Annotated in this window: 10 protein-coding genes; 6 read left to right on the top strand and 4 right to left on the bottom strand. The window is 68.8% G+C overall.

Annotation, left to right across the window (positions count from 1 at the left end; genetic code table 11):
• Positions 1 to 7 precede the first annotated feature (7 nt).
• From puhC to ACG00Y_RS18885, 6 genes are all read left to right on the top strand, one after another.
• Complete coding sequence (gene puhC / locus ACG00Y_RS18910) at positions 8 to 478, top strand: photosynthetic complex assembly protein PuhC (protein ID WP_394481512.1); 471 nt, start codon at positions 8 to 10, stop codon at positions 476 to 478.
• Positions 462 to 1,538: a magnesium-protoporphyrin IX monomethyl ester (oxidative) cyclase gene (gene acsF, locus ACG00Y_RS18905; RefSeq protein ID WP_394481510.1), complete on the top strand. Its 1,077-nt coding sequence runs from the start codon at positions 462 to 464 to the stop codon at positions 1,536 to 1,538. The genes puhC and acsF overlap by 17 nt, the downstream gene beginning before the upstream one ends.
• Positions 1,539 to 1,719: 181 nt before the next feature.
• Entirely contained in the window at positions 1,720 to 2,487 is a 768-nt protein-coding gene (gene puhE / locus ACG00Y_RS18900; RefSeq protein ID WP_394481508.1) for a putative photosynthetic complex assembly protein PuhE, read from the top strand.
• 111 nt (positions 2,488 to 2,598) lie between these two features.
• Positions 2,599 to 3,810, top strand: coding sequence for an efflux RND transporter periplasmic adaptor subunit (locus ACG00Y_RS18895; protein ID WP_394481506.1), 1,212 nt, complete (start codon positions 2,599 to 2,601; stop codon positions 3,808 to 3,810).
• A gap of 4 nt (positions 3,811 to 3,814) precedes the next feature.
• Positions 3,815 to 6,961 carry an efflux RND transporter permease subunit gene (locus ACG00Y_RS18890; RefSeq protein WP_394481504.1) on the top strand — a complete coding sequence of 1,049 codons (3,147 nt, stop codon included), beginning with the start codon at positions 3,815 to 3,817 and terminating at the stop codon, positions 6,959 to 6,961.
• A complete protein-coding gene (locus ACG00Y_RS18885; RefSeq protein WP_394481502.1) occupies positions 6,958 to 8,352 on the top strand; it encodes an efflux transporter outer membrane subunit in 1,395 nt (464 codons plus the stop codon). Before ACG00Y_RS18890 ends, ACG00Y_RS18885 begins: the two co-directional genes overlap by 4 nt.
• A gap of 93 nt (positions 8,353 to 8,445) precedes the next feature.
• Here ACG00Y_RS18885 and ACG00Y_RS18880 read toward each other — a convergent pair whose 3' ends face one another.
• From ACG00Y_RS18880 to ACG00Y_RS18865, 4 genes are all read right to left on the bottom strand, one after another.
• Entirely contained in the window at positions 8,446 to 9,177 is a 732-nt protein-coding gene (locus tag ACG00Y_RS18880) for a hypothetical protein (protein ID WP_394481500.1), read from the bottom strand.
• Between the two features lie 72 nt (positions 9,178 to 9,249).
• Positions 9,250 to 9,633 carry a TA system antitoxin ParD family protein gene (locus ACG00Y_RS18875; RefSeq protein ID WP_394481498.1) on the bottom strand — a complete coding sequence of 128 codons (384 nt, stop codon included), beginning with the start codon at positions 9,631 to 9,633 and terminating at the stop codon, positions 9,250 to 9,252.
• Between the two features lie 104 nt (positions 9,634 to 9,737).
• Positions 9,738 to 10,313 carry a GNAT family N-acetyltransferase gene (locus ACG00Y_RS18870; RefSeq protein ID WP_394481496.1) on the bottom strand — a complete coding sequence of 192 codons (576 nt, stop codon included), beginning with the start codon at positions 10,311 to 10,313 and terminating at the stop codon, positions 9,738 to 9,740.
• Positions 10,310 to 11,590 (bottom strand): MFS transporter, encoded by a 1,281-nt coding sequence (locus ACG00Y_RS18865; protein ID WP_394481495.1) that lies wholly within the window; start codon positions 11,588 to 11,590, stop codon positions 10,310 to 10,312. The genes ACG00Y_RS18870 and ACG00Y_RS18865 overlap by 4 nt, the downstream gene beginning before the upstream one ends.
• Between the last annotated feature and the right edge of the window lie 2 nt (positions 11,591 to 11,592).

The raw sequence follows: 11,592 nt of genomic DNA, 5'->3' as shown, positions 1-11,592 counted from the left end.
GACGATCATGAACGCGAGCCTGCAAGCCAAACTGCCCCTAGCTCCGCTGATGGCGATGGCGGCCCTGGTGTTGAGCTGCCTGGTCGGCGTCAGCGCCGTGCGACTGTCCGGCATGAGTGCCCAGCAGCAGGCCGACGCGGCCACGCTGAGCACGCGCCAGTTGCGTTTCGAGGACCGCGACGACGGTGGCATCGCCGTGCTGGATGCCGTCAACGGCGCGCTGCTGACGACGGTGGCGCCCGGCACCAATGGCTTCCTGCGCAGCACCATGCGCGGCCTGGTGCGGGAGCGCAAACGCCAGGGGCTGGGCCCCGAGCTGCCCTTCGATCTGCTGGGCCGAGTCGATGGCCGGCTGACGCTGGTCGACCCTGGCACCGGCCGGCGCGTCGACCTCGAATCCTTCGGCACCACCAACTCGGCGGTGTTCGCCGCGCTGCTGCCCACCGCTTCCGGAGCCGAACATGTCGCACACCGCTGAACTGCACAGCCCCGAGGACGCCGCCCGCCTGGCCAAGGCCGAGACGGTCCTGACGCCGCGCTTCTACAAGACCGACTACGCCGCCATGGACAGGCTGGACATGAGCCCCATCCGCGCCGAGTGGGACGCGATGCTGGCCGAGTACGAGGGCGACAACAACCACGACCACTTCCAGCGCGGCCCCGAGTTCGCCGCCGAGGTGGCCGAGCTGTCGGCCCAGTGGTCACCGCAGCTCAAGCGTGACTTCCAGGAGTTCCTCGTCAGCTCGCTGACCAGCGAGTACTCGGGCTGCGTGCTCTACAACGAGATCCAGAAGCACGTCAGCAACCCCGACATCAAGCAGCTGATGCGCTACATGACGCGCGACGAATCGCGCCATGCCAACTTCCTGAACCAGTCGCTGAAGGACTTCGGCCTGGGTGTGGACCTGGTCAACCTCAAGCAGAGCAAGGCCTACACCTACTTCAAGCCCAAGTACATCTTCTACGCGACCTACCTGTCCGAGAAGATCGGCTACGCGCGCTACATCAGCATCTACCGCCAGCTGGAGCGCCACCCCGAGAAGCGCTTCCACCCGATCTTTCGCTGGTTCGAGCGCTGGTGCAACGACGAGTTCCGCCACGGCGAATCCTTCGCGCTGATCATGCGCGCCCAGCCCCACCTGCTGCAGGGCGGCAACAAGCTGTGGATCCGCTTCTTCCTGCTGGCCGTCTACGCCACCATGTACGTGCGCGACCACACGCGGCCCTGGCTCAGCGAGGCGCTGGGCATGGACCCGACGGACTACGACTACCAGGTGTTCGACATCACGACGGAGATCACCCGCCAGGTCTTCCCGCTGAGCCTGGACACCGACCACCCGGTCTTTCGCGCCGGCATGGACCGGCTGTGCCAGATCTCGGCGGCCGCCGAGCGGGCCAAGGCACGTGGCGGGCTGGCCGGGCGTGTCCAGCAGGGGCTGTGCGCTGCCCGCGCGGCGCTGTGCTTTGGCAGGCTCTACCTGCTGCCCACCAAGACCCACGAGCTGCCGCGAGACATGCGCGTGGCGCCGAGCTGGTAGGGCAAGATGCCCCTCGCCCGGTCTCGCGGCGCTGAACGCGCGCAAGCCCAGTCGGTCCCCCGAGGGGACGGCGATGCTCGCTGCATTGAGCCGCAAGCACATCGCCAGCGCGGGCCGGCTTGGGAGCGGCCCGTCGCTCGGCCCGCAGGTTTCTTGCGCTTCGGCGCCATGGACAACTGACATGCAACACGGCTGGCCCGCCCTCTACACGCTGCTGCTGTGGTGGTTCAGCACGGGCGTCATCCTGTACCTGAACGGCCTGCCGAGGGCCACGCACAAATGGACGATGGCCTCAGCCACCGTGCTGCTGGGCGTGTCGCTGCTGGGCGTGGCGGTGTCCGCGTCCGACACCCGCGTCAGCGGCGCGTATCTGGCCTTCACCGCAGCGCTGATGGTCTGGGCCTGGCAGGAAGTCGGCTTCCTGCTCGGCTACGTGACCGGCCCGCGCCGCCTGCCCTGCCCGCCCGGTGCGCGCGGCTGGCGGCGCGTGGGCCATGCGGTGATGGCCATCCTGTATCACGAGCTGGCGCTGATCGTGCTGGGCGCGGCCATCCTGGCGCTGACCTGGGGCCAGCCCAACCAGTTGGCACTGTGGACCTTCGGCGTGCTGTGGCTGATGCGGCTGTCGGCCAAGCTCAATGTGTTCCTGGGCGTGCGCAACCTCAACGAGCAGTTTCTGCCCGAGCATCTGCGCTACATGCACAGCTACTTCCGCCAGCGGCCCGGCAACGGGCTGTTCCCGGTCAGCGTCATCACCGTCACCGCGCTGGCCGCGGCCGCCTGGCACAGCGCCGTTTCGATGAGCCTGGGCGCCTTCGAGGCGACCGCCAGCAGCTTCGTCGCCATGCTGCTCAGCCTGGCCCTGCTGGAGCACTGGTTCATGGTCCTGCCCCTGCCCAGCGAGAAGCTCTGGGACTGGGGCATGCGCTCACGCGCGCCACGGGCATGAAATGAGGCGCCGCGCGGCGTGGTGCCGCTGAACATTACAAACGAGCAAAGTTTTTTATCAGCAAGCCCTGGAGCCTGCGCCAGCCGCTTTCTGATGGCAGCATGCGCCCCCATGGCGACGAACGTTATCCCCCAGACCCTCACCCTCTCCGCACTCGCCGCACTGCTGCTGCTGCTGGGCGCCTGCCAGGACAAGAAACCCGAACCGGCCAAGAGCGGCCCGCCCGAAGTGGGCGTGGTCAGTGTCAGCACGCAGGACGCACCGCTGGAACTGGAGCTGCCGGGCCGGCTGTCGGCCAGCCAGGTGGCCGAGATCCGCCCCCAGGTGAGCGGCATCGTCGTCAAGCGGCTGTTCACAGAAGGCGCAACCGTCAAGGCCGGCCAGCCGCTGTACCAGCTCGACGCTGCCACGTTCGAGGCCGAGCGTGCCCGCACCGCCGCCGCGCTGCTGAAGGCCGAGGCCTCGCTGGCCGTGGCGCGCAGCAAGGCCGCGCGTGACGCCGAGCTGCTGAAGGCCGACGCCATCAGCCGCCAGGCTGCCGACGACAGCGCCGGCCTGCTCAAGCAGGGCGAGGCCGACGTGGCCGTGGCCCGCGCCGCGCTGGACGCCGCCCGCGTGCAGCTAGACCGCGCCCGCATCACGTCACCCATCAGCGGCCGCGTGGAAATCTCCACCGTCACCGCCGGCGCGCTGGTGACGGCCAACCAGACCCAGGCGCTGACCACCGTGCAGCAGCTGGACACTATGCAGATCGACATCGTGCAGAGCAGCGCCGAGATGCTGACACTGCGCCGCCAGCTCGAAGGGGGCAGCGGCAGCCGCCAGGTCAAGCTGATGCTGGAGGACGGCAGCGTGCATCCGCAGCCCGCCACGCTGCAGGTCAGCGGTGTCACCGTGGACCGTGGCACCGGCGCCGTGACGCTGCGCGCCACGGTGCCCAACCCCAAGGGCACGCTGCTGCCCGGCATGGTGGTGCGTGCCAAGCTGCTGGCCGGCGTGGACAGCGGCGTCATCCTGGTGCCGCAACAAGGCGTCAGCCGCTCGGCCACGGGCGACGCGACGGCGCTGGTCGTCGGCGAGGGCAACAAGGTCGAGCGCCGCCGCCTGGTGCTGGAGCGCGCGGTGGGCAACCAGTGGCTGGTGACCAGCGGCCTGAAGGTGGGCGACCAGCTCATCGTCGAGGGCCTGCAGCGCGCCCGGCCCAACCAGCCGGTGAAGCCGGTTCCGGCGGGCTCGGCGGCGAAGAAGAAGGGCGAGGGCAGGCCGCCGGCCGGCGCAGCATCGGGTGCTGCATCCGGTGCGTCGGCGGCGAAGGGCGGCTAAAGCCATGGCATCCTTCTTCATCGACCGGCCCATCTTTGCCTGGGTCATCGCCATCGTCATCATGCTGGCCGGCGGCGGCGCCATCCACCAGCTGGCGCTGGAGCGCTACCCCGACATCGCGCCCACGCGCGTGTCCATCAACACCAGCTACCCCGGCGCCTCGGCCAAGGCCATCGAGGACTCGGTGACGCAGATCGTCGAGCAAAGCCTGAAGGGCATCGACGGCCTGCTGTCCATCGAGTCCAGCAGCAGCGCCGCCGGCAACGCCAGCACGACGCTGACCTTCATCGCCGGCACCAACCCCGACACCGCCCAGGTGCAGGTGCAGAACAAGGTGCAGTCCATCATCAGCCGGCTGCCGCAGGCGGTGCAGGCCCAGGGCGTGCGCGTCACCAAGTCGGGCACCGACTTCCTGATGGTGATGATGCTGACCAGCGACGACCCGGCGGTCACGTCGGGCGACCTGGGCGACTACCTGAACAGCACGCTGGTCGACATCATCAGCCGCGTCGAGGGCGTGGGCGACGTCAACGTGTTCGGCTCCGGCTATGCGATGCGCATCTGGCTGGACCCGCTGAAGCTGCAGCGCTACGCGCTGGTGCCCGGAGACATCCGCACCGCACTGCAGCAGCAGAACACCGAGGTCTCGGCCGGCCAGATCGGCGCCCAACCGGTGCCTGAGGGCCAGCGCCTCACGGCCATCATCACGGCGCGCTCCAAGCTCACCACGGCCGAGGAGTTCAAGAACGTGGTGCTGCGCGTGCAGGCCGACGGCTCCGCGCTGCGCCTGGGCGACGTGGCCCGCGTCGAGCTGGGCCGCGACAGCTACACCACCAATGTGCGCTCCAGCGCCCGCACCGCCGCCGGCGTGGCGATCTTCCCGGCCAGCGGTGCCAACGCGCTGGCCACCGGCGACGCGGTGAAGGCCAAGATCAAGGAGCTGGAGCCCTTCTTCCCGCCCGGCTACAAGGCCACGGTCACCTTCGACACGACGCCCTTCATCCGCGTGTCCATCGAGGGCGTGGTGCAGACGCTGATCGAGGCCATCCTGCTGGTGGTGGCCATCATGTATCTGTTCATGCAGAACCTGCGCGCCACGCTGATCCCGGCGATCGCCGTGCCGGTGGTGTTGCTGGGCACCTTCGGCGTGCTGGCGGTGGCCGGCTTCTCGATCAACTCGCTGACGATGTTCGGCCTGGTGCTGGCCATCGGCCTGCTGGTGGACGACGCCATCGTCGTCGTCGAGAACGTCGAGCGCCTGATGCGCGAGGAGGGCCTGTCGCCCAAGGACGCCACGCGCAAGAGCATGCAGGAGATCACCGGCGCGCTGGTCGGCATCGCCGTCGTGCTGTCGGCGGTGTTCATCCCCATGGCCTTCTTCGGCGGCTCCACCGGCATCATCTACCGGCAGTTCTCGATCACGGTCGTCAGCGCCATGGTGCTGTCGGTGCTGGTGGCGATGACGCTGTCGCCCGCCCTCTGCGCCACGGTCTTGAAACCCGTGCACAAGGGCGAACATGCGGCCCACGGCGGGCCCTTCGGCAAACAGCTGGACTGGTTCTTTGGCGGCTTCAATCGAAACTTCGATGCCTTCACCGAGCGCTATGTGCGCGGCGTCGGCTGGATGAGCCGGCGCGGCGTGCGCAGCTTTGCGGTTTACGTGGCCGTGATTGCGGCCATGGGCTGGATGTACAAGAGCCTGCCCACCTCCTTCCTGCCCGACGAAGACCAGGGTGGCCTGCAGATTCAGGTCCGCATGGCGCCTGGCTCAACCAGCGAGCGGCTGGAGCTGGTGATGCAGGAGCTGGAGGCCTACCTGGCCGAGCAGAAGGAAGTGCAGTTCTACAACGTCGTGCGCGGCGCCGGTGGCGACCAGGGCTCGGGCCAGGGCTTCATCCGCCTGCAGGACTGGGCCCAGCGCACGACGCCCGAGCAGGCGGCCGGCGCGCTTGCCGAGCGCTTCACGCGCGAGCTGGGCCGGCGCATCCGCGACGCCAACGTCTTCATCCTGCAGCCGCCCACCGTGCGCGGCCTGGGCGGCAGCGCCGGCATCCAGCTCTTTCTGCAAGACCTGGGCGGCCTCGGCCAGGACAAGCTGGTGGAGGCCCGCGAGCAGCTCATCGAGCTGGCCAACCAGCGCCCCGAACTCAGCCGCACGCGCACCAACAGCCTGACCGAGACGCCGCAGCTGCAGATCAGCATCGACGACCACAAGGCCGGCGTGCTGGGCGTGCAGCCCAACGTCATCAACGACACCATGTCCATCGCACTGGGTGGCGCCTACGTCAACGACTTCATCGACCGCGGCCGCGTCAAGCGCGTGCTGGTGCAGGGCGAAGGCGCCTACCGCGCCGCGCCAGACAGCATCAACCACTGGTATGTGCGCAACACCGCCGGGCAGATGGTGTCGTTCGCCGCGTTCGCGTCCAGCAGCTGGATCAACGGGCCGCGCCAGCTGGTGCGCTACAACGGCAGCTCGGCCTACGAAATCCAGGCCGACGTGCCGCCAGGCGTCAGCTCGGGCGTGGCCATGAAGGCGATGGAAGAAGTGCTGGCCGAGATGCCACCGGGCATTGGCTACGAATGGTCGGGCCGCAGCTACCAGGAGCGCCTGTCGGGCGACCAGGCGCCGCTGCTGTATGCGGTGTCGGTGCTGTTCATCTTCCTGTGCCTGGCCGCCCTGTACGAGAGCTGGTCGGTGCCCTTCAGCGTCATGCTGGTGGTGCCGCTGGGCATCCTGGGCGCGCTGGCGGCCAGCCATCTGGGCGGGCAGAACAACGACGTGTTTTTCCAGGTCGGCCTGCTGACCACCGTTGGGCTGTCGGCCAAGAACGCCATCCTGATCGTCGAGTTCGCGCAGACCTTGCTGGCCCGCGGCATGAGCCTGATGGACGCGGTGCTGATGGCCAGCCGGCAGCGGCTGCGGCCCATCCTGATGACCTCGCTGGCCTTCATGATGGGCGTGCTGCCGCTGGCCTATTCCAGCGGCGCCGGCTCGGGCTCGCAGCAGGCCATCGGCTTCGGCGTGCTGGGCGGCATGGCCAGCGCCACGGTGCTGGGCATCTTCTTCGTGCCGCTGTTCTACCTGTGGGTGCAGCGGCGGTTCACGCGGGCCAAGCCTGCGGCAGCCGCCAGCGAGGTGAAGGCATGAAGGCGCAACACCTGACCCTCATCGCCGCTGCGGCGCTGCTGGCCGGTTGCGGCAGCCTGGTGCCGGCTACGACCAAGATCGCGCCGCCTTTGCGCGAGGACTTCCGCGTGAGCGCCACGCCGGCCGACACGACAGCCGCTGCTGCCAACGAATGGGACGGCTTCTTCGCCGACGCGCGCCTGCGCCAGGTCGTGGGCATCGCGCTGGCGCAGAACCGCACGCTGCGCGCCAGCGCCGCCGCCGTGGAGCGGGTGCGCGCGCAGTACCGCATCACCGAGGCTGACCGCATTCCCGACCTCAACGCCGGCGCCTCGGCCACGCGCCAGCAGGTCGCCGGCGGCGCGACGACCAGCAGCTACGCCGTCAACCTGGGCCTGGCCAGCTACGAGATCGACCTGTTCAACCGCCTGGGCAGCCTGGAAGGCGCAGCATTGGCCCGCTACCTGGCCCAGCAGGAAACGCAGCGCAGCGCGCAGCTGAACCTGGTGGCCGAGGTCAGCAACGCCTGGCTGACGCTGGCCGCCGAACAGCAGCGCCTGACCCTCGCGCAACAGTTGCGCGAAAGCCAGCAGCGCACGCTGAACCTGACCGAACAGCGCCACCAGCTGGGCGCCGCGTCCGGCCTGGAGCGCGCCCGTGCCCGCACCGCCTTCGAGGCGGCTCGCGGCGAGTCGACCCGCGCGCAAAGTGCCGTCACGCAGGCCCGCCTCGCGCTGGAGCTGCTGGCCGGCCAGCCGCTGCCCGACACGCTGCTGCCGCTGGCTCAGGACCTGCAAGCCGTCACCGCCCTTCCCGCCATCCCTGCAGGCTTGCCGGCCGAGGTGCTGCTGCAGCGCCCCGACCTGCGCGCCGCCGAGCAGCAGCTGCAGGCGACGGCCTTCGACGTCGGCGCCGCCCGCGCCGCGCGCTTCCCGCGCCTGACGCTGACCGCCAGCGCCGGCACGCGCAGCCCCGAGCTGGACGGCCTGTTCAAGAGCGGCACCGGCTTCTGGAGCGTGCTGCCGCAGCTGGACCTGCCACTGTTCGACGGCGGCGCCCGCGCGGCGCAGGTCGAGGTCAGCCAGGCCAGCCGGCGCCAGGCGCTGGCCACGTATGAGGGCGCGGTGCAGTCCGCCTTCCGCGAGGTGGCCGACGCGCTGGCCGTGCGCGACGGCCTGGCCGAGCGGCTGGATGCGCAGCAGGCCCAGGTGGCCGCCGCCGCGCAGACGCTGAAGTTCGCCGAGGACAGCTACCGCCTGGGCGGCAGCAGCCAGCTGGAGCTGCTGGATGCGCAGCGCCAGCTGGCCGCCGCGCAGCAGGCCCTGGTGACGCTGCGCCAGGCCGAGCAGGCCAACCGCGTCACGCTGCTTCGGGCGCTGGGTGGGCGCTGGGCTGCGGCAGGCAGTACCTAGACCCGGCTTTGACCAGCCCCTGGGGCCACTCCTCACCGGCCTTGATCTTTGCCCGTCAAGGCAGGTGAGGATGCGCGCGGGGTCAGCTGCTTCTTACTCAGGAACAGAGAACTGACTCGCCCATTCGGGCGACATCAGCGGCCGGATGCGAGGCCACGCCTTGTCCCAGAACGGCCCTGCGGGGATCAATGAAGGATCGATCGCGTCGGCCACGCGGATGCCCAAGCGCTTGGCGACCTTCTTGCCAGCGTCACCGCGAGCCATCACGACGACGTCATTGACGTAGCGCTGAATCGGACTGCGCCCAGTCGCAACATCTTCCAAAGCCTCCGTCAGCACCGCCCTCCTCAGGAACTCCCGAGCGACTGCGATGGCCAGCACCAACTGCAGTTCGCCTTTGTCATTCTGCTTCTCGGGAAGTTTGTGGAGGTTGACCAGTCGGCTCCGCAGTACGTGAAGCGGATGCATGACGAGGAACGACATCCCATCCACATCGAACTTCACGGTCTCGCGTCTCACCTCGTCCGCGGTCAGGCCCACCAACTTGAACATCACGTCGACGTTCAAGTACTCCTCGTCAGAGATGTCGAGGTAGGCCTGGCCAACCAACGCCGTGAGGGCGCGCTCGTTCGGGAGGTGCACTTTCCCTCCGATCGCCTTCGCAAAAGCATGGACACGGGATGCAGCTGCGGCAGACCGAGCCAGGAAATCGACATCATTCGAAATCGCCGACGGCGCTCCCGCCGGAAGAGTCAGCCCATAGTGATCCAGCCACACGGCGAGCGCCTGTCCACCGATCAGCACCTCTTCCGTGGCGACAGTCAACAGTCGCTTGAGTACCTCAGGCGGCGTCGCCGCTTCGGATCGCTTCGACACAGCAATGGCTGTGTTTGCCGCCTACCAGCCTGCGCCGGCGGCCGCTTTGCTGACCCGCGCCGTCCGCGCGTTGCGAAGAAATCCCGTCGGAAAAACAAACAGGTCCTCAGCCTGCTTGCGCCCCACCCTGACGGCCGCTTCGTCCGCCGCGTGGCGCTTCACGACCTCAGCTGCGCCTCTGTGCTTGTGTGCATTCACCAGCATCATCGCCAGCACCTGCTCGGCGAGCGGGTTATCACGCCCCATCAGCTTGAGCACCTGGTCAGTCGTCAGGCCCGAGGCATCCAGCGCTGCGCCAATGCGCGCCCAGTGTTCCAACTGTTGAGCGAGCGAGCGAGACATGCTGGCACCGGTCTTCTCGACCAAGCCGTAAAGCTCATCGGTGATGCGGACTGACTTAGCCATGGCCCAGTGTATGTGGCAGATTGCCACCGATCAAATCGGACTTGATCATGCCAGCAAGGATCAACGTCTAGCGTGCAGCTACGTTCGATGGCAGCGAATTGCGGTCAAGCTGCAATGCGGGCGTAGACGGCCGTATCGCGCGGCGCGCCGTCCACGCCCAGCGCGTCGCGCCGCAGCACGCCTTCCAGCTCGAAGCCGCAGCGCTCCGCCACGGCGCGGCTCTTCAGGTTGCGCGTGTCACAGCGGATCTCCACGCGCCGCGCGGTTAGCGTGTCGAAGGCCAGCGCCGTCAATAGTTGCACGGCCTCGCTGACATGCCCCTGGCCGGCCGCCTCGGGCCGTATCCAGTAGCCGATCTCGAACTTGCGCAACGCCCAGTCGATGCGGTGCAGACCCGTGCCGCCCAGCAGGCGGCCCGGCGTGCCGTCGGGGCGGCGGGCGTAGATCTGGAAGCACAGGTCGCGGCGGACGATGAAGTCGGCCTGCATGCGGCGCACGACCAGTTCCGAACTTTCTGCGGTGGGCGCCTCCTGCGCCCAGGGCATCCACGGCCGCAGGTGCGACAAGGACTGCGTGATGACGACGGCCATCTCCGCACCCAGGCCGGCGCGCGGCGCCTGCAGCACCGTGCGCTGGCCGTCCAGCCGCTCGGGAATGTCGATCAGGACCGGATCACTCATACCGTCACCACCTCCACCGGCTTGGGCAACTCCCTCACGCCGCGCAGCACCGGGTGGTTCCAGGCCCACACGGCCATCAGCACGCAGCCCACGCCGGCAAAACCCAGCGCAGCGCGCAGGCCCAGGTGCTCGCCCAGCCAACCACCCAGCAGCGCGCCGGGCGCGGCGGGCAGCAGGATGAGCCAGCGCACGGTGCTGGTCATGCGGCCCAGCATGGGCGCGGGCGTGACGGCCTGACGCAGCGATAAGAAGTTGATGAACATCAGCACCGCACCCACGCCCCAGGTGAACAGCATGAAGGCGAAGCTCAGCACGCCCCAGGGCCCTGCCGGCGCCAGCGCCAGCTGCAGCCAGGCCAGGCCGCACAGCGAGTAGCCCAGCACCAGGCAGGGCCCGGGCCCGAGGCGCCGGCTGATGCGCGTGCCGAAGATGCTGGCCAGCACCGTGCCGACGCCGATGGCCACGTAGGACCAGCCCACAGTCTGCGGCTGCATGTTCAGCTCGCGCGTGGCGAGCAGGATCTGCACGACCAGCGCCGCGTTGTGGAAGAGGTTCCAGCTGGCCATCAGGATGGCCATGCTGACCAGCAGCTGCCGGTCGCGCACGAAGCGCAGGCCGTCCTTCAGCTCGGCCCAGAAGTTCTGCACCTTGCGCGGCGGCAGCACTTCGTTGACGCGGATGCCGCGCAGGATGAACACCGAGCCGGCCAGCATCAGCGCGTCGACCACCAACGCCATCGGCGCACCCACCAGCTTGATCAGCAGGCCCGCCACGCCCGGCCCGGCCACATCGGCGCCCGACGAGGCCAGCGCGTTCTTGGCATGCGCCTCGACCAGCCGCTCACGCGGCACGACCTGGGTCAGCACGATCTGCGCGGCGCTGCCGGCCGTCGTGTGGACGGTGCCGATGATGAAGCCCACGACGTACAGCCACATCATGTCCAGCACACCCAGCCAGGCGGCGACGGGCACCGACACGACGGCCAGCGCCATCATGGCCTCGCCGCCGATGTAGACGGGCAGCTTGCGCACCCGGTCCAGCAGCACGCCGGCAGGCAGGCAGAACAGCGCGAACGGCAGCACCTCCAGCGCCTGCAGCAGGCCCATCTGCGTGGGCGTGGCGTCCAGCAGCACGGCGGCCGTCAGCGGCAGCGCCAGCAGCGTGATCTGGCCACCCAGCGAGGAGCAGAGGATGGAGGTCCACAAGCGCCGGTAGACGGCATCGCGCAGCAGGTCGCCGGGCGCGAGGATGAAAAACTGTATGAAGCGTGACCACATGG

The organism is Pelomonas parva (assembly GCF_043555835.1).
In the GTDB taxonomy this organism is placed as follows: domain Bacteria; phylum Pseudomonadota; class Gammaproteobacteria; order Burkholderiales; family Burkholderiaceae_C; genus Pelomonas; species Pelomonas parva.
Note: the sequence above shows the minus strand (reverse complement) of the source record. Positions and strands in the feature narration are given on the sequence as shown.

Bases quoted from the DNA above. Each gene is read 5' to 3' on its own strand.
- ACG00Y_RS18870 (WP_394481496.1), bottom strand. From the start codon at position 10,313: ATGAGTGATCCGGTCCTGATCGACATTCCCGAGCGGCTGGACGGCCAG.
- ACG00Y_RS18890 (WP_394481504.1), top strand. From the start codon at position 3,815: ATGGCATCCTTCTTCATCGACCGGCCCATCTTTGCCTGGGTCATCGCC.
- ACG00Y_RS18865 (WP_394481495.1), bottom strand. From the start codon at position 11,590: ATGTGGTCACGCTTCATACAGTTTTTCATCCTCGCGCCCGGCGACCTG.
- ACG00Y_RS18875 (WP_394481498.1), bottom strand. From the start codon at position 9,633: ATGGCTAAGTCAGTCCGCATCACCGATGAGCTTTACGGCTTGGTCGAG.
- puhC (WP_394481512.1), top strand. From the start codon at position 8: ATGAACGCGAGCCTGCAAGCCAAACTGCCCCTAGCTCCGCTGATGGCG.
- acsF (WP_394481510.1), top strand. From the start codon at position 462: ATGTCGCACACCGCTGAACTGCACAGCCCCGAGGACGCCGCCCGCCTG.
- ACG00Y_RS18895 (WP_394481506.1), top strand. From the start codon at position 2,599: ATGGCGACGAACGTTATCCCCCAGACCCTCACCCTCTCCGCACTCGCC.
- puhE (WP_394481508.1), top strand. From the start codon at position 1,720: ATGCAACACGGCTGGCCCGCCCTCTACACGCTGCTGCTGTGGTGGTTC.
- ACG00Y_RS18885 (WP_394481502.1), top strand. From the start codon at position 6,958: ATGAAGGCGCAACACCTGACCCTCATCGCCGCTGCGGCGCTGCTGGCC.